This is a genomic window from Enterococcus sp. AMC1623 (genome assembly GCF_058216495.1).
The window spans coordinates 1,058,202-1,075,121 of the sequence record NZ_CM177096.1; the positions used below are offsets into that span (position 1 = coordinate 1,058,202).

Genomic DNA, 16,920 nt, shown 5'->3' on the forward strand with positions numbered 1-16,920 from the left:
TTTCGTCATCCTTCATACTACTTATTTGGTGTCATTCTGTCAACTAATTTAATGTTTGGAAAAATAATCTGCCATCGCATCTAAAATATATTCACTGGCATTTCCATCTCCATAAGGATTTTTTGCTTGTGCCATTTGTTGATGACTAGAAGCATTAGTCAACAATTCTTTTGTTTCCACATAAACTTTTTCTTCTTCTGTTCCAATCAATTTCAAAGTACCTGCCGCAACTCCCTCTGGACGTTCAGTCGTATCACGCAATACTAAGACAGGAACGCCTAATGAAGGGGCTTCTTCCTGGACACCACCTGAATCAGTGAGAATCAAATAACTACGTGCAATTACATTATGAAAGTCCACTACATCCAAAGGTTCAATTAATTGCACATTGGATAGATTCCCTAACAATTCTTGAGCAATCATTCGTACTTTCGGATTTTTGTGCATCGGAAAAATCAACCGAACATCCGGAAACTCTTTGGCGATACGACGTAAAGCAGAAAAAACGTGCGTCATTGGTTCGCCTAAATTTTCGCGACGATGCATAGTGACAACTATTTGTTTTTGCTGATTCAAAACTAAATCGGCATTTTCGTAGTCCTCTTTAACCGTGTATTTCATTGCATCAATTGCGGTATTTCCTGTAATAAAAATCTGGTCTTCTGGATGATTTTCTTTCAATAAATTTTCCTTACTTTGTTCAGTTGGTGCAAAATACAAATCAGCTAAGGCATCGGTCATTTGGCGATTTGCTTCTTCTGGAAATGGCGAATATTTATTCCATGTTCGTAACCCTGCTTCCACATGACCAATTTTAACTTGTTGATAAAAAGCAGCCGTAGCAGCCGCAAATGTCGTCGTTGTATCGCCGTGAACCAATACAATGTCAGGTTGTTCTTCTTTTAAAATTGGCTGCATATCTAAAAGAACTTTTGTTGTAATATCAGTTAACGTTTGACCAGTGGACATAATATTCAAATCATAATCAGGAACAATATCAAAAATGGTCATCACTTGATCTAACATTTCGCGATGTTGTGCAGTGACAACGATTTTAGAATCAAACCGTTCATCTTTTTCTAACGCTTTAACTAACGGAGCCATTTTGATTGCTTCTGGTCGTGTACCGAATATTGAAAATACTTTAATTCCCATTTTCATTCACCTCAGTTGTATTGTAACAAACCGTTGTTCAGTAAGCTATGAAAAAAGAAGTAAAATCAAAGTGATTTTACTTCTTGAAAAAGTTATTTTTAGATTGTATCGCCATTAAAGATAGAATTTTTAACAATTACATAGTCAACTTTGCGAATTGCTTCTAAATCTTTCCCACCTGCATAAGAGATAGAAGATTGTAAGTCTTGTTGCATTTCAACTAATGTATCTTTTAATGAGCCTTTATGTGTTACCCAAATTTTCTTACCTTCAACGTTTTTCTTTTCACCTTTTTGGAATTCAGAAGCTGAACCAAAGTATTCTTTGTAGAATACGCCATCTTCAACTTTTGTTTCACCTGGTGACTCTTCATGTCCTGCAAACAGTGAACCAATCATAACCATCGTTGCTCCGAAACGAACAGATTTCGCGATATCGCCATGTGTACGAATCCCACCATCAGCAATAATTGGTTTACGTGCAGCTTTCGCACACCATCTTAGTGCTGCTAACTGCCATCCACCTGTACCAAAACCAGTTTTGATTTTAGTAATACATACTTTACCAGGTCCAATGCCGACTTTTGTTGCATCTGCTCCAGCATTTTCTAGCTCACGAACAGCTTCAGGTGTACCCACGTTTCCTGCGATAACAAATGTATCAGGTAAATGTTTTTTGATATGTTGAATCATACGAATAACTGAGTTTGAATGCCCATGTGCGATATCAATTGTAATATAATCAGGAATTAAATTTTGTTTTGCCAATTCCTCAACAAATGGATATTCATTGTCTTTCACACCTACACTAATAGAAGAAATCAAATCGCGTGCTTTCATTTTTTTAATAAATGGAATACGTGCTTCTTCTTCAAAACGGTGCATAATATAAAAATAGCCATTTTCTGCTAAGAATTCCGCAATTTTTTCATCAATAATTGTTTGCATATTTGCTGGAACTACTGGCATTTTAAATTCGTGTTTTCCTAATTTTACAGTTGTATCACATTCTGAACGACTATTTACAATACATTTATTAGGAATCAACTGAACATCTTCGTAATCAAAAACCGTTAAATCAAACATTGAAAACATCCTCTCAAATCTTCACTTATTATCGAAACATTAAATATTTTTATACGTATTTTATTTTTAATGCCTTCAATAATTTAGCTGATATCATTAAATAAAGCAACTATATTCTTTCGTTTTATAAAAAGAAACGAGAAATCGTTCGTGTTTTACGAACGATTTCTCACTTTTAATTTATGGTAAAATATTTCCAGCAGCCATATACACGCTATACCAATCTTCTCTTGACATTTGTACTTCCGATGCTTTAGCAATCTCTTCAATACGTTGAATGTTCATTGTTCCAGCAATCACTTGCATATTTGCTGGGTGACGTAAAATCCATGCAGAAGCAATACCAGTTGGCGTAGTATTATATTTCTCAGCCATTTCTTCTAAAACTTTATTTAGTTCTGGGAATTTTTCATGACCAATAAAAACGCCTTCAAAGAAACCAAATTGATAAGGTGACCAAGCTTGAATGGTCATATCATTTAAACGAGAATACTCTAGAATTTCTCCATCATGATCAACTGATCCAGCATCTGTCATATTCACATGAATTCCTTGATCAATCATTCCTGTGTGCATAATACCAAATTGTAATTGATTAGCAACTAAAGGTTGTTTCACATATTTTTTCAACAATTCAATTTGCCCTGGTTTTTGGTTACTTACACCAAAATATTTCACTTTTCCTTGTTGTTCAAGCTGATCAAAAGCTGCGGCTACTTCTTCTGGCTCTACTAATGTATCTGGACGATGCAATAATAATGCATCTAAATAATCCATATCCAAACGTTGTAAAATACCTTCAACAGAAGAAATGATATGTTCTTTTGAAAAATCAAACATTTTTCCTGGAACAATTCCACATTTTGATTGAATAAACAAATCATCACGCTTAATCTCTGTGTTTGCTAAGGCATCTGCAAAGATACGCTCGCATTCTCCGCGACCATAGATATCGGCATGATCAAAAAATGTAATACCATTGTCGACAGCAGTCTCAATTACTTTCACTGAATCTTCAGCATTACTAATACGCATACAACCAAGAATGACACTTGCAACATCAAGATTAGTTGTACCAAATTTAACAGTTTTCATAAGTTAAAATTCCTCCTTTTACGTTTATATTTTAGCACAGTTTAATGCAAACGCTATACTAAATTTAATCAATAAAAAACTGGATGTTCATTTTACATCCAGTTTCCCACTTAAAATGCTTTATTTCCAATATCATGACGATAAAATAGATATGGCCATTCAACTTGTTCTAATGCTTGATAAACTTTTTGTTGGGCTTCTTGTAAAGTCTCTGCTTGAGCTTCGACTAATAACACACGCCCGCCAGCACTTACTAAACCATTTTTTTCTGCTACACCCGCATAATAAACTCGACATTCTTCACTAATAAAGTCTGGAAGCAGTTGTCCCGATACATACTCACCTGGATATCCTTCTGCAGCAACAACTACTCCTAAAGTTGCTTGATTATTCCAGCTAATTTCAGGTTCTTCGCCTTTTAAAAGCTCAGTGATAATTGTTGCTAAACTACTGTCTAAACGAGGTAATACCACTTGAGTTTCAGGATCACCAAAACGTGCATTAAATTCAATTACTTTGGGCCCAGCTTCAGTTGCAATTAATCCTGCATATAAAATACCAGTGAAAGGTGTTCCTTGTTCCACCATTCCTTTCGCAGCTGGTAGCAGAACTTCTTGAACAGCTTGTTCCACCATCGTTTCTGGAATTTGTGGTACTGGAGAGTATGCTCCCATTCCACCAGTATTAGGACCCCGATCTCCATCAAATGCTCGTTTGTGATCTTGAGCAATCACCATTGGGTAAACTTTTTCATCACGAACAAAAGCTAATAATGAAAACTCTTCACCTGCTAAAAACTCTTCAATAACTACTTTCGCACCACTTGCTCCAAACTTATTGTCTTCCAGCATATCTTTGAGAGCCATAATTGCATCATCAATTGTTTCTGCAACAACAACGCCTTTTCCAGCAGCTAACCCATCTGCTTTAATTACAATGGGTGCTCCCTGTTCTAAAACATAAGCCTTGGCCAAATCGAAATCTGAAAAGCTTTGGTAGGCTGCTGTAGGAATTTGATTTTTTATCATTAATTCCTTGGCAAATTCTTTGGAGCCTTCAATCATGGCTGCAGCTTTTTTAGGACCAAATATTTGTAATCCAGCTTGCTCGAAATCATCAACAATTCCATTTAGCAAAGGAATTTCTGGGCCAACGAACGTCCAATCAACAGCTTGATTTTTCGCAAATTCAATCAATTTTTCATGATTATCTTCAGAAATATCCACAATCTGAATCCCATCTTTTTTCATTCCAGGATTTCCTTTAGCACAGAAAACAGTTGATACATTTGAATCTGAAAGTAATTTTTTAGCAATCGCATGCTCACGACCACCACTGCCAATTACGAGTATTTTCATTCATTTACTCCTTTAAAAAAGATTAATGTCTAAAATGACGAACAGCTGTAAACAGCATTGTAATGCCATATTTATCTGCCATATCAATTGATTCTTGATCTTTGATACTGCCACCAGGTTGAATAATCGCTTTAATTCCTTTTTTTGCAGCATATTCCACACTATCACCCATTGGGAAAAAAGCATCACTCGCTAAAACAGCACCTTCAATTTTACCGGCTGCTTCGGCTTGATCGATCGCAATTTTTACGGAACCTACACGATTCATTTGTCCTGCACCAATTCCCACCGTTTGCTTGTCATTAGCCAATAAGATTGCATTTGATTTCACGTGTTTAACAGCTTTCCAAGCAAATTCCAACGCTTTTAATTCTGTTTCAGTTGGTTGGCGTTTGGTTACGACTTGCCAATCCGCACTATTTTCTTCAATTAAATCTTGGTCTTGTACTAATAAACCACCTAATACAGAAACAGTTTCTGCTTGTATTGATGTTTGATCAGAAAAATCTAGTGTCATTAAACGAATATTTTTCTTCTTCGTTAAAACTGCTAGTGCTTCTTCTTTAAACGCAGGTGCAATAATAATTTCTAAGAAAATTTTACTCATCGCTTCAGCAGTAGCTACATCTACCGGACGGTTCAATACAACAATCCCTCCAAAAATAGAGACTTGATCTGCTTCATAAGCTGCTGTGTAAGCATCAAAAATAGTATCTGCTGTACCAATACCACATGGGTTCATATGTTTTAAAGCAACCACTGTTGGTTCAGAGTATTCACGTGCAATGCGAATTGCCGCATCCGCATCACGAATATTATTATAAGACAACTCTTTTCCGTGTAATTGTTTTGCAGAAGCAATTGAATACGTTTTTGGTAAAGCATCCGCATAAAAAGCTGCTTCTTGGTGACTATTTTCACCATAACGCAAAGATTGTTTTAAATCATAAGTCAATGTTAATTTTTCAGGTTCCTCTTCGCCCACTAGTTCGGTTAAATAGTTAGCAATTAACGCATCATAAGCCGCTGTGTGACGAAAAACTTTCGCTGCCAAACGTTTTCTAGTAGCTATTGATGTTTGACCATCCAAATCTAATTCATTTAAAACTACTTCATAATCAGTTGGATCCACTACAACTGTTACAGAAGCATGATTTTTAGCTGCAGAACGCAACATACTTGGTCCACCAATATCAATATTTTCAATAGCATCTTCTTCGGTTACATCTGGTTTTAAAATCGTTTCTTTAAATGGATACAAATTAACGACAACAAAATCAATAGGAGCAATATCATGTTCTGCCATCGCATCCATATGTGTTGCTAAGTCACGACGCCCTAATAAGCCACCATGAATTTTGGGATGTAATGTTTTGACACGACCATCCATCATTTCAGGAAAACCAGTGACTTCATCAATTGAAATTGTCGAAATCCCTGCTTCATCTAACGCTTTTTTTGTACCGCCCGTTGAAATAATTTCGATGTCTTTTGCCACTAATGCTTTAGCAAATTCTTCAATTCCTGTTTTATCTGATACACTGATTAATGCTCTTTTTTTCATGTTTTAATTTACTCCTTTTTGTGTAATCTCCGCAATGACCTTGGGATACCAATGATGTTCTAATTGATGAATTTTTTCTTCCAACGATTCTAGCGTGTCTTCTTCAGTGATTGCAACCGCTGCTTGAGCTACGATTGGGCCTGTATCCACTCCAGCATCTACGAAATGTATGGTAATTCCAGTAATTTTCACACCATAGTTATAGGCATCTTTAATTCCATGTAAACCTGGAAAACTCGGTAATAAAGAAGGATGAATATTCAAAATTTTATTAGGAAATGACGCTAATAAATCTTTTCCAATAATTCGCATATATCCTGCTAACACGACAAAATCAATTTGATTCGCAAGCAATAAATCTCGTAATGCTTCTTCATACTGTTTTTTCGAGGCAAAGTCTTTCGGCGTGAAACTAAAACGTGGAATTTGATATTTTTTGGCTCGCTCTAACACATACGCATCTTTTTTATCTGAGAAAACTAACGTTAATTCACCTTGAATTTGTTGATCTACAAAAGCTTGGGCAATCGCTTCAAAGTTACTACCATTTCCGGAAGCTAAAACTGCTACCTTCATGCTTCTACCTCTTTAAAAACAATCGGTTGCTCCGCTTGATCAATCACCTTACCAATAATATAACTTGCTTCATCTTGTTTTTTCAATAACGTTTGAACTTTGGTTACATTCTCAGGTGCAACAGCAACCACCATTCCAATACCCATATTAAAAATTTCATACATTTCATGTATTGGGAGATTGCCATAAGAAGATAACACATCAAAAATCGGTAAAATCGGCCAACTATTTTCTTGAATTTCTATTGCTAATCCATCAGGCAACATACGAGGTAAATTTTCAACAAACCCGCCACCTGTTACATGCGCAATACCGTGTACCAATTCTTCTTTGACTAATGGCAAAATAGCTTGAACATAAATGCGCGTTGGCGTTAATAACTCTTTCCCTAACGTTTGTGATAACTCTGGTAGCTGTGCATCATACGTTAATTGATGTTGTTCAAAGAAGATCTTTCTAACAAGTGAAAAACCATTTGAGTGAACACCAGAAGATGGCAAACCAATTAAAACATCGCCGGCTTGAATTTTTTCGCCTGTGACTAATTGACTTTTTTCAGCAATGCCAACTGCAAATCCGGCTAAGTCATAATCATTTTCGTCATACATCCCTGGCATTTCAGCTGTTTCTCCACCAATTAAAGCGGCACCAGCTTGAATGCACCCATCCGCCACACCGGCAACGACTTTTTCTAGACGCTCAGGAACGTTTTTGCCTGTTGCAATATAGTCGAGAAAATACAATGGTTCTGCTCCTTGAGCAACAATATCATTCACACACATCGCCACACAGTCGATACCAATTGTGTCATGTGTATCTGTCTGAATAGCAATCATTAACTTTGTTCCTACACCGTCTGTTCCTGATACTAAAACAGGTTCTTTGACTGAAAGAGTACTTAAATCAAAACAGCCACCAAAACCACCTAGACTACCTAAAACACCTAAGCGCTCTGTTTTCTTTACATGTTTTTTAATACGTTCAACTACTTCATAACCCGCTTCTACATCCACGCCGGCTTTTGAATATGCGTTTGTCACTTGCTTTCCTCCATTTAAAAAAATGATGTTTGCTCTTGTAATGATGCTTGGTATTGTTCTTCGTAATCATACAGTGGCGTTGGATAATCCCCGTTAAAATACGCCATACACAGTCCAGAATAAGGTGCATCAAATGTTAAACCAATAGAATCAATTAACCCCTGTTCACTCAAAAAAGCCAAGGTATCAGATTTGACACACTCTTTAATTTCTTCAATTGAATGATTCGCAGCAATTAGTTCTTTACGAGTTTGAATATCAATGCCATAAAAACAAGGATATTTCAATGGTGGTGAAGCAATTCGTAAATGAACTTCTTTTGCTCCCGCTTCTTTCAATAAATTCACAATCCGTCGACTCGTCGTTCCACGAACGATAGAATCGTCCACTAAAATAACCCGTTTTCCTTCAACAACACCACGAACTGCTGACAACTTCATACGAACGCCTTGTTCACGTAATTCTTGTGTTGGCTGAATAAACGTTCGAGCAACATATTGATTTTTAACTAATCCTAATTCATAAGGAATACCTGAATATTCTGCATAACCACTAGCAGCAGACAGAGATGAGTTGGGTACACCTATCACCATATCTGCTTCAACAGGTGCTTCTTGTGCTAAACGTCGTCCCATTTCTTTCCTTGCTGTATGTACATTGACTCCAGCAATATTAGAATCCGGTCGTGCAAAATAAATGTATTCCATTGCGCAAATTGCATGTTGTGTTTCTGTTGTATATTGTTCAATCGTAATGCCTTCTTCGTTAATGATGACCAACTCCCCAGGTTGGACATCACGAACAAATGCTGCGCCACTCACTTCTAAAGCACACGTTTCCGAAGCAATCACATACGCCCCATTTTTCATCTGTCCAATTGATAATGGTCGAAAGCCATTTGGATCAAGCGCTGCTACAATAGCATCCTCAGTAATTAACAGGTACGCAAAACCACCTTTTACTTGATTCAAGGCTTCTTTTAACTGACCATTAAGCGTTGGCTGTTGACTTCTACGAATGAGATGCATCAAAATTTCAGTATCTGAATTAGAGTGAAAAATCGCACCATCTTTCTCTAATTCACGACGCAAGGTTTTCGCATTCGTTAAGTTACCATTATGAGCTAAAGCAATTTGGCTATCATAAAATTTGAACAAAAATGGTTGAATGTTATCTACGCTACCATTCCCCGCTGTTGCATAACGAACATGCCCAATTGCGGCATTTCCTTTTAACTTAGTCAATTTATTTTCATCTGAAAACACTTCAGATAACAACCCTAAATCACGATGTCCACGTAAGCGCCCTTGATCATTTGAAACAATCCCAGCACCTTCTTGTCCCCGGTGCTGTAAACTGTGCAGACCAAAGTAAACTACGCGGGACGCATCCCGATGTCCCCACACACCGAAAACGCCACACTCTTCGTTTAAACTTTTTACTTCATAAGACATGGAATAGCTTCCTCCCATAATCGTTTAGCTACTTGTGTGTCTACATTAATTTCGTCATTTTGAGCAGTAATCTTTAATTGACCAGTTGTCGTAACTTTTCCGATATATTGGCCTAAATCACCTAGTAACTCCTCAAATGCTACTTGATTTTCCGGTTTGACACTCACTACAAAACGTGATTGTGTTTCTGAGAACAACCATTCTTTTGGCATATCTAATGAAACATCAATGCCCAATTCATTTTTAAAAGTTGCTTCAGCTAAAGCAATCGCCAGTCCACCTTCTGCGCTATCATGCGCACTAGCAATTAGCCCTGCTTGAATCGCTTCTAACACAAAATCTTGAACCGTTTTTTCTGTAGTCAAATCAAACACCATTAATTTTCCTTCGATTTTTCCTACTTGTCGTTTTTGAATTTCGCTTCCATTAAAATCAGCTTTTGTTTCACCAATCACATAAATTAAATCATCTGCGTTTTTAAAATCTTGTGTGGTAATATGAGCAAGATTTTCAATCAAACCAACCATACCAATCATTGGTGTTGGATAGATTGCTTTTCCATTGGTTTCATTGTATAAAGAAACATTTCCGGAAATAACCGGCGTATCTAATATACGGCAAGCTTCAGAAATCCCATCCGCTGATGTCCATAATTCCCAGAAGCCTTCTGGTTTATCTGGTGAACCATAGTTTAAACAATCCGTGATTGCTAATGGTTTCCCACCACTAGCTACAATATTACGTGCGGCTTCTGCAACAGCAATTTGTCCGCCAACTTCCGGATTCAAATATAAGTAACGGCTATTACAATCAGTCGTCATTGCTAACGCTTTTTCAGTTCCACGAATTCGTAACACCGCAGCATCACTCCCTGGTGGAACGACTGTATTTGTACGTACTTGTGAATCATAGGTCTCATAAATTGATTTTTTAGAAGCAATTGTTGGTTGTTGCAATAAATCCAGCAATGTTTCAGAAGGATTTTCAATCGTTGGTACAAAATCTTCTAATGCAGCAAATTCTTGAATACGTGCTGGTTCTTGACGTTCTTTGTGATAAGTTGGTGCATCTTCTGCTAACGCATCTACTGGTAAGTTGGCAACTTCTTCTCCATGATGATAAAGACGATATAACCCATCCTCTGTTACTTCTCCAATAGACACTGCATCTAAATCATATTTCGCAAATAACTCAACGACTTCCTCTTCATGACCTTGTTGGACACAAATCAGCATTCTTTCTTGTGACTCAGATAACATCATTTCATAAGGAGTCATACCCGTTTCACGTTGTGGTACATCATCTAAATAAAGTTTCAAACCTGAACCGGCTTTTGAAGCCATTTCAGAACTAGAAGAAACCAAACCAGCTGCTCCCATATCTTGAATTCCAACTAGAATATCACTATGATCTAAAATTAATTCCAAACAAGCTTCTAACAATAATTTTTCCATGAATGGATCGCCCACTTGAACAGCAGAACGTTGTTGCTCTTCTCCTTCGACAAATTCTTCAGAAGCAAATGTCGCCCCATGAATCCCATCACGTCCAGTTTTCGCGCCAACATACATAATGGCATTACCGACACCTTTTGCTTGACCTTTTTGAATATCTTTATGGTCGATTAAACCAACACACATTGCATTCACTAGCGGATTGCCTTCATAACAAGCATCAAATTGCACTTCGCCCCCAACAGTAGGAATACCAATACAATTTCCATACCCACTAATCCCTGCAACGACTTCTTCTAATAAATATTTTGTCCGTTCATTATCTAACTCACCAAAGCGTAAAGAATCTAAAATAGCAATTGGACGCGCGCCCATACTAAAAATGTCACGGATAATCCCACCGACACCAGTCGCAGCTCCCTCATAAGGTTCAACCGCCGATGGATGATTGTGACTTTCGGCTTTAAATACAACTGCTTGACCATCACCAATATCAACGATTCCGGCTCCTTCTCCTGGACCTTGAAGCACTTGTGGGCCACTTGTTGGGAATTTGCGTAAAACAGGTTTAGAATTTTTATAAGAACAATGTTCGCTCCACATCACCGAGAATAGTCCTGTTTCGGTATAATTTGGCATCCGCCCTAAAATATCTTCTTCAATCATTCGATATTCTTCATCGGTTAACCCCCATTGTGAATAAATACGTTGTTCTTTAATCTCTTGAGGAGTTGGTTCTACTTTTATCATTATACAGACACCTTTCCGAAGTTTTTCAAAATAGAGGCAAAGAATTTTTTCCCATCTTCTGACCCTAACAATGATTCCATCGCACGTTCAGGATGTGGCATCATACCTAATACATTACCTTTTTCATTACAAATTCCGGCAATATTTTTTAGACTACCATTAATGTTTTCTTCATATTTGAATACAATTTGATTATTCGCTTCCAAAGATGCTAACGTTTGTTCATCACAGTAATAATTTCCTTCGCCATGCGCAACTGGAATACGAATAATTTCATCTTGCTCATATTCGGAAGTAAATTTTGTTTGATTATTAACAACTTTTAAAGACGTTGTTTTACAAATAAAATGGAGTGACTCGTTACGGCGAAGAGCTCCCGGTAATAATCCAGCTTCTGTCAACACTTGAAATCCATTACAAGTACCAAAGACTGGTTTGCCTTCATCCGCAAAACGAATCACCTCTTGCATAATTGCAGAAAAACGAGCGATTGCCCCACAACGTAAGTAGTCTCCATAAGAAAAACCTCCTGGTAACAAGACACCATCAAATCCTTCAAGCGAGTCTGCATCGTGGCGAACGTATTCAGCTTCAGCACCCATGACATCCTTGATTGCCCAAAGCATATCCATATCACAGTTTGAACCTGGAAAAACAATGACTGCAAATTTCATGTTTAAACTTCCTCCGTTGCTACAATTTCATAGCGATAGGTTTCCATATTGACATTTGCTAATAATTTATCGCAAATTTCTTCAATCGCCTCTTCAACTGGACGATCAGATTTTGCCACTTTAATTTCAAAATATTTCCCAATACGAATTTCGTCGATTTCATCATAGCCTAAACGATGAACTGCACCTTTCACTGCTTCCCCTTGAGGATCTAAAACGGACTCTTTATATGTGACAAATACTTTTACGAAATACATAATTACGCTCCTTTTTCTTCTAATCTTTGTAATACTTCTTCATATACTGGAATTAAATCGCCTAAATCACGACGATAAACATCTTTATCTAAATGATCATTGGTGTTAACATCCCATAAACGGCAGGTATCTGGCGAAATTTCATCAGCCAATAAAATAGTGCCATCCTCAGTACGTCCAACTTCAATTTTAAAATCAATCAAACGAATATCAATTGAAAGAAATAATTCTTGCAGCAAATGATTCACTTGCAATGCAAGTTCTTTAATTTTTTGTACTTCTTCTTTCGTTGCGACTTGTAAAAAAGCAACATGGTCATCATTGATGAATGGATCATCTAAACGATCTTCTTTGTAATAAAATTCGGTGATTGGAAATGGCAAATCGGTCCCTTCCGTTATATCCAATCGTTTTGAAAAGCTCCCAGCAGCCACATTTCTCACAACAATTTCTAAGGGAATCATTTCAACTCGTTTCACTAATTGTTCGGTTTTAGATATTTTTTCAATAAAATGACTTTGAATACCTTTAACAGTTAGTTTTTCAAAAATTTGGGAAGTGATTTGATTATTCATTTGCCCTTTGCCTTTAACAGCGTCTTTTTTCGCACCATTTAATGCAGTTGCCTGATCTAGATATTCAACTAAAAACACTGATTCATCGTCTGTTTCATATAGCTTTTTAGCTTTACCTTCATAAGCTAATGATCTTTTTTCCATGTTACACCTCATTTTGTTTTTTCCTGCTACTTCTTTTTGTGTACTGTTATTCTAACAATACCCATTTCCTACCGTCAACGATAACTTTACATTAATCGTTTATATTTTTAAAATAGTTCGTGTTTTTACGATTGAAAATATTTTTATTTAACACTTACAAAAATAAAGCGTTTACACAAAGCGGTTTGGGTGTTATTATAATGGCAGATGATAGTCTGGTTTCAAGGAGGACGATGAGTATATGATAGAGTTTTATGAAGAGGCTCAACATTTTGTATCATATTTAACACTAGCAGAAAGAAAAAAAATGTTTTATGATCTTTCGAAAGTTTTACAACAATATGCTGAAATGCAAAAACGAAAGCTATCATGGAATGAACGTATGATTTTTTTGACAAAACCCTATCGTCGTTGCAAGCAACTTTTTCAATTTACTAATCACCATAATGAAGAAATTGTTATTCGTGAAGTATATCAATCACATTTTTTTCAACGTCAATACCATGTCGAAGTATTTTACAATTTTAAAGAAACATCGATTGACTTTATTCAAACAATTTTTCTTGTGTTGAAACGAGAGCTTTATACAATCAGCTTCGTAACTTACGGATAACCAAAAGCAAAAAACCCAATTCCCAAAAAGTTTGGAAATCGGGTTTATTTTTCTGTGTTAATTATTGCCTAAACCAACACGTTCAAAAATGGTATCCACATTTTTTAAGTGATGATTGTAATCGAAGGCATCATCTAAATCTTCTTTTGTTAACACTTGGGTTACTTTTTTATCAGCTTCTAACAAAGGACGAAAAGCAGTTTGATCATCCCATGCTTTTGCTGTATGTGGTTGAACTAAGTCATAGGCTTGCTCACGTGTCATCCCATGATCAATCAATTTTAACATCACACGCTGACTATAAATCAAACCAAATGTTGCTTCCATGTTACGTTTCATATTTTCTGGGAAAACAGTCAAATTTTTCACGATATTGCCAAAACGATTTAACATGTAATTTAATAGAATAGTTGTATCAGGAATAATGATACGCTCTGCTGAAGAATGGGAAATATCACGTTCATGCCACAATGTAACATTTTCGTATGCAGTAATCATATGTCCACGAACGACACGTGCTAAACCAGTCATATTTTCAGAACCAATTGGATTACGTTTATGAGGCATAGCTGAAGAACCTTTTTGTCCTTTTGCAAAAAACTCTTCTACTTCACGTGTTTCTGATTTTTGTAAGCCACGAATTTCTGTTGCAAATTTTTCAATGCTTGTTGCAATCAAAGCCATCGCTGAAAAATATTCCGCATGTAAGTCTCTTGGTAAGACTTGAGTAGAAATTTCTTGCGGGCGAATACCTAATTTTGTACACACATATTCTTCAACAAATGGTGGTATATTGGCAAACGTTCCTACTGCACCACTAATTTTCCCAGCTTCCACACCTTTAGCAGCATGTTCGAAACGTTCGATATTGCGTTTCATTTCAGAATACCACAAAGCTAATTTCAACCCGAAAGTAGTTGGTTCTGCATGCACTCCATGCGTGCGCCCCATCGTTACTGTATGTTTATGTTCTTTAGCTTTTTCACCAATAATATCTGTTAAACGTTGCAAATCTTGACGCAAAATATCATTGGCTTGTTTCATTAAATAACCGTATGCTGTATCCACGACATCTGTTGAAGTTAAACCATAATGTACCCACTTACTTTCATCGCCTAATGTTTCTGAAACGGCACGCGTAAAAGCAACCACGTCATGTCTTGTTTGTTCTTCAATTTCTAAAATGCGTTGAATATCAAATGAGGCATTTTCACGAATTTTTGCAACATCTTCTTTTGGGATTTCACCAAGCTCAGCCCAAGCTTCATCTGCTAAGATTTCCACTTCTAACCACGCTTGATAGCGATTTTCATCTGTCCAAATTTTGCCCATTTCAGGTCGTGTATAACGTTCTAACATAGTTTTTCTCCTCTTAATCCCAAATTTTTGTTTTTTCGATTTCTTCTAAAGTTTGCTGCACATCTTCAGTGACAATGGTAATATGCCCCATCTTTCGTCCTTTTTTAGCTTCATTTTTGCCATAATAATGAAATTGCCAGTCAGGCTTACGTGCAATCATTTGATACGTTGCTGCTAAATGCTCGCCTAAAATGTTGACCATCACAGCATTACTTAATAAATGCGCATCTGCTAATGGCCAGCCACAAATACCACGAATATGCGCGTCAAATTGACTCATACTACATGCCTCAATAGAATAGTGACCCGAATTATGTGGACGTGGTGCTAATTCATTGACATAGATGCTACCAGTTTTAGTTAAAAATAATTCAATTCCTAAGACACCGCGTAAATCTAACGCTTTCGCAATGACTTTGGCAATTCGTTCTACTTCTTTGGCTACATCTTGAGGAATATTTGCAGGCGCAATAGTTTCATGCAAAATATTATTGCGATGAATATTTTCAACCACTGGGAAAGTGGTATATTCTCGACCATTTCCTGCTACCATAATTGATAGTTCTTTATCAAAGGGAATCCATGCTTCTAATTCACATGTTCCTTCACGTAATAAATTCATTGATGATGCAAGGTCTGTACGACTTTTTAAAACATATTGACCTTTACCGTCATAGCCACCACGCGTTGTTTTTAAGACACACGGATAACCAATATGCTCAATCGCATCTTGAATATCGGTAGGACTAATAATTGTAGCATATGGCGCGATGACAATATTATTTGCCTCTAAAAAAGATTTTTCTAACAAACGATCTTGAGTAATTGCCAATAAATCGGTTCCTTGAGGTACATCGCAAAACGGTAAAATGGCATTTAGTGCTTCCACACTAACATTTTCAAATTCATACGTCATAACATCGCTTCGTTTTGCCATTTCTTCTAACGCTAAAATATCATCGTAGTCAGCGATAATATGCCAATCAGCAATTTGTGCTGTCGGACAGTTTTCCATGGGGTCTAATACTCCTACACGAAAACCCATTTGTTTTGCACTTATGGTCATCATTCGACCCAATTGACCGCCACCAACGATTCCAATCGTTGCACCCGGCATCAAAGGTTTAACCAAGTTGATCACTACTTTCCATTACTGATTCTTCCATTTGTTTACGTTTTTGAGCAAGTTTTTCTGCTACCTTTAAATCATACATTGAAAGCATCTGTGCCGCAAGTATTCCTGCGTTGATTGCACCAGCTTTTCCAATTGCTGTTGTCGCAACTGGTACCCCACCTGGCATTTGTACAATTGATAATAAGGAATCTAACCCATTTAATGTTCGTGATTGCACCGGAACACCAATTACTGGTAACGTAGTTTTCGCTGCAATCATCCCCGGTAAATGTGCCGCTCCTCCTGCACCAGCGATAATTACTTTCAACCCATTTTCACGAGCATTCTCAGCAAAAGAAAACATAAAATCGGGGGTACGGTGTGCGGAAACAACTTTCTTTTCATACGGTACGCCTAGTTCATCTAAACTATCGCAAGCACCTTTCATTGTTTCCCAATCTGAGGTGCTCCCCATAACAACAGCAACTAAAGGTTTCATTTTCTAAACTCCTTCTCATTTATTCTTTTTCATTTTAGCAATCGAAAAAAACAAAGTCAAAACATTAACGAATAATTTCAAATAAAAACTACCCATTGTTCGTCATATAACAAAATTATTCTTTTTCATAAAAAATACGATAGTCTCTCAACTA

At 36.8% G+C, this 16,920-nt stretch carries 16 protein-coding genes; 1 reads left to right on the forward strand and 15 read right to left on the reverse strand.

What is annotated here, in order from left to right:
- Window positions 1-48: 48 nt before the first annotated feature.
- From wecB to purC, 12 genes are all read right to left on the reverse strand, one after another.
- Window positions 49-1,155, reverse strand: coding sequence for a non-hydrolyzing UDP-N-acetylglucosamine 2-epimerase (gene wecB, locus AC4BC7_RS05280; RefSeq protein WP_490504051.1), 1,107 nt, complete (start codon window positions 1,153-1,155; stop codon window positions 49-51).
- Between the two features lie 98 nt (window positions 1,156-1,253).
- Window positions 1,254-2,240, reverse strand: a complete 987-nt coding sequence (guaC, locus tag AC4BC7_RS05285; RefSeq protein WP_207940840.1) for a GMP reductase — start codon at window positions 2,238-2,240, stop codon at window positions 1,254-1,256.
- A 180-nt stretch (window positions 2,241-2,420) separates the two neighbouring features.
- Window positions 2,421-3,335, reverse strand: a complete 915-nt coding sequence (locus AC4BC7_RS05290; RefSeq protein WP_207940841.1) for an aldo/keto reductase — start codon at window positions 3,333-3,335, stop codon at window positions 2,421-2,423.
- A 110-nt stretch (window positions 3,336-3,445) separates the two neighbouring features.
- Complete coding sequence (gene purD / locus AC4BC7_RS05295) at window positions 3,446-4,693, reverse strand: phosphoribosylamine--glycine ligase (RefSeq protein ID WP_207940842.1); 1,248 nt, start codon at window positions 4,691-4,693, stop codon at window positions 3,446-3,448.
- Window positions 4,694-4,715: 22 nt separating this feature from the next.
- The gene (gene purH / locus AC4BC7_RS05300; RefSeq protein ID WP_490504052.1) at window positions 4,716-6,257 is read right to left on the reverse strand and encodes a bifunctional phosphoribosylaminoimidazolecarboxamide formyltransferase/IMP cyclohydrolase; all 1,542 of its coding nucleotides are present in this window, start codon (window positions 6,255-6,257) and stop codon (window positions 4,716-4,718) included.
- Window positions 6,258-6,260: 3 nt separating this feature from the next.
- Window positions 6,261-6,833: a phosphoribosylglycinamide formyltransferase gene (purN, locus tag AC4BC7_RS05305; RefSeq protein WP_207940844.1), complete on the reverse strand. Its 573-nt coding sequence runs from the start codon at window positions 6,831-6,833 to the stop codon at window positions 6,261-6,263.
- Window positions 6,830-7,873, reverse strand: a complete 1,044-nt coding sequence (gene purM / locus AC4BC7_RS05310) for a phosphoribosylformylglycinamidine cyclo-ligase (RefSeq protein WP_207940845.1) — start codon at window positions 7,871-7,873, stop codon at window positions 6,830-6,832. Before purM ends, purN begins: the two co-directional genes overlap by 4 nt.
- Before the next feature lie 14 nt (window positions 7,874-7,887).
- Window positions 7,888-9,327, reverse strand: coding sequence for an amidophosphoribosyltransferase (gene purF / locus AC4BC7_RS05315; RefSeq protein ID WP_490504053.1), 1,440 nt, complete (start codon window positions 9,325-9,327; stop codon window positions 7,888-7,890).
- Window positions 9,312-11,531, reverse strand: a complete 2,220-nt coding sequence (gene purL / locus AC4BC7_RS05320; protein WP_243430507.1) for a phosphoribosylformylglycinamidine synthase subunit PurL — start codon at window positions 11,529-11,531, stop codon at window positions 9,312-9,314. Before purL ends, purF begins: the two co-directional genes overlap by 16 nt.
- Window positions 11,531-12,205: a phosphoribosylformylglycinamidine synthase subunit PurQ gene (purQ, locus tag AC4BC7_RS05325; protein ID WP_207940847.1), complete on the reverse strand. Its 675-nt coding sequence runs from the start codon at window positions 12,203-12,205 to the stop codon at window positions 11,531-11,533. The genes purL and purQ overlap by 1 nt, the downstream gene beginning before the upstream one ends.
- A gap of 2 nt (window positions 12,206-12,207) precedes the next feature.
- On the reverse strand, window positions 12,208-12,462 hold the full coding sequence (purS, locus tag AC4BC7_RS05330; RefSeq protein WP_207940848.1) for a phosphoribosylformylglycinamidine synthase subunit PurS: 255 nt from the start codon (window positions 12,460-12,462) through the stop codon (window positions 12,208-12,210).
- A 2-nt stretch (window positions 12,463-12,464) separates the two neighbouring features.
- A complete protein-coding gene (gene purC / locus AC4BC7_RS05335) occupies window positions 12,465-13,181 on the reverse strand; it encodes a phosphoribosylaminoimidazolesuccinocarboxamide synthase (RefSeq protein ID WP_490504054.1) in 717 nt (238 codons plus the stop codon).
- Window positions 13,182-13,422: 241 nt separating this feature from the next.
- Here purC and AC4BC7_RS05340 point away from each other — a divergent pair, with 241 nt between their 5' ends.
- Window positions 13,423-13,794, forward strand: a complete 372-nt coding sequence (locus AC4BC7_RS05340; RefSeq protein WP_490504055.1) for a hypothetical protein — start codon at window positions 13,423-13,425, stop codon at window positions 13,792-13,794.
- Between the two features lie 57 nt (window positions 13,795-13,851).
- Here the strand turns inward: AC4BC7_RS05340 and purB are convergent, their stop codons facing one another.
- Genes purB through purE form a run of 3 tightly spaced genes read right to left on the reverse strand, consistent with a single transcriptional unit; the run spans window position 13,852 to window position 16,766 of the window.
- On the reverse strand, window positions 13,852-15,153 hold the full coding sequence (gene purB, locus AC4BC7_RS05345) for an adenylosuccinate lyase (protein ID WP_207940851.1): 1,302 nt from the start codon (window positions 15,151-15,153) through the stop codon (window positions 13,852-13,854).
- A gap of 13 nt (window positions 15,154-15,166) precedes the next feature.
- Entirely contained in the window at window positions 15,167-16,285 is a 1,119-nt protein-coding gene (gene purK, locus AC4BC7_RS05350; RefSeq protein ID WP_207940852.1) for a 5-(carboxyamino)imidazole ribonucleotide synthase, read from the reverse strand.
- Window positions 16,278-16,766: a 5-(carboxyamino)imidazole ribonucleotide mutase gene (gene purE, locus AC4BC7_RS05355; RefSeq protein WP_207940853.1), complete on the reverse strand. Its 489-nt coding sequence runs from the start codon at window positions 16,764-16,766 to the stop codon at window positions 16,278-16,280. Before purE ends, purK begins: the two co-directional genes overlap by 8 nt.
- Window positions 16,767-16,920 lie beyond the last annotated feature (154 nt).

What these genes read in the sequence shown, in the direction of transcription:
- wecB (WP_490504051.1), bottom strand. Translation starts at nt 1,155, where the DNA reads ATGGGAATTAAAGTATTTTCAATATTCGGTACACGACCAGAAGCAATC.
- guaC (WP_207940840.1), bottom strand. Translation starts at nt 2,240, where the DNA reads ATGTTTGATTTAACGGTTTTTGATTACGAAGATGTTCAGTTGATTCCT.
- AC4BC7_RS05290 (WP_207940841.1), bottom strand. Translation starts at nt 3,335, where the DNA reads ATGAAAACTGTTAAATTTGGTACAACTAATCTTGATGTTGCAAGTGTC.
- purD (WP_207940842.1), bottom strand. Translation starts at nt 4,693, where the DNA reads ATGAAAATACTCGTAATTGGCAGTGGTGGTCGTGAGCATGCGATTGCT.
- purH (WP_490504052.1), bottom strand. Translation starts at nt 6,257, where the DNA reads ATGAAAAAAAGAGCATTAATCAGTGTATCAGATAAAACAGGAATTGAA.
- purN (WP_207940844.1), bottom strand. Translation starts at nt 6,833, where the DNA reads ATGAAGGTAGCAGTTTTAGCTTCCGGAAATGGTAGTAACTTTGAAGCG.
- purF (WP_490504053.1), bottom strand. Translation starts at nt 9,327, where the DNA reads ATGTCTTATGAAGTAAAAAGTTTAAACGAAGAGTGTGGCGTTTTCGGT.
- purL (WP_243430507.1), bottom strand. Translation starts at nt 11,531, where the DNA reads ATGATAAAAGTAGAACCAACTCCTCAAGAGATTAAAGAACAACGTATT.
- purQ (WP_207940847.1), bottom strand. Translation starts at nt 12,205, where the DNA reads ATGAAATTTGCAGTCATTGTTTTTCCAGGTTCAAACTGTGATATGGAT.
- purS (WP_207940848.1), bottom strand. Translation starts at nt 12,462, where the DNA reads ATGTATTTCGTAAAAGTATTTGTCACATATAAAGAGTCCGTTTTAGAT.
- purC (WP_490504054.1), bottom strand. Translation starts at nt 13,181, where the DNA reads ATGGAAAAAAGATCATTAGCTTATGAAGGTAAAGCTAAAAAGCTATAT.
- AC4BC7_RS05340 (WP_490504055.1), top strand. Translation starts at nt 13,423, where the DNA reads ATGATAGAGTTTTATGAAGAGGCTCAACATTTTGTATCATATTTAACA.
- purB (WP_207940851.1), bottom strand. Translation starts at nt 15,153, where the DNA reads ATGTTAGAACGTTATACACGACCTGAAATGGGCAAAATTTGGACAGAT.
- purE (WP_207940853.1), bottom strand. Translation starts at nt 16,766, where the DNA reads ATGAAACCTTTAGTTGCTGTTGTTATGGGGAGCACCTCAGATTGGGAA.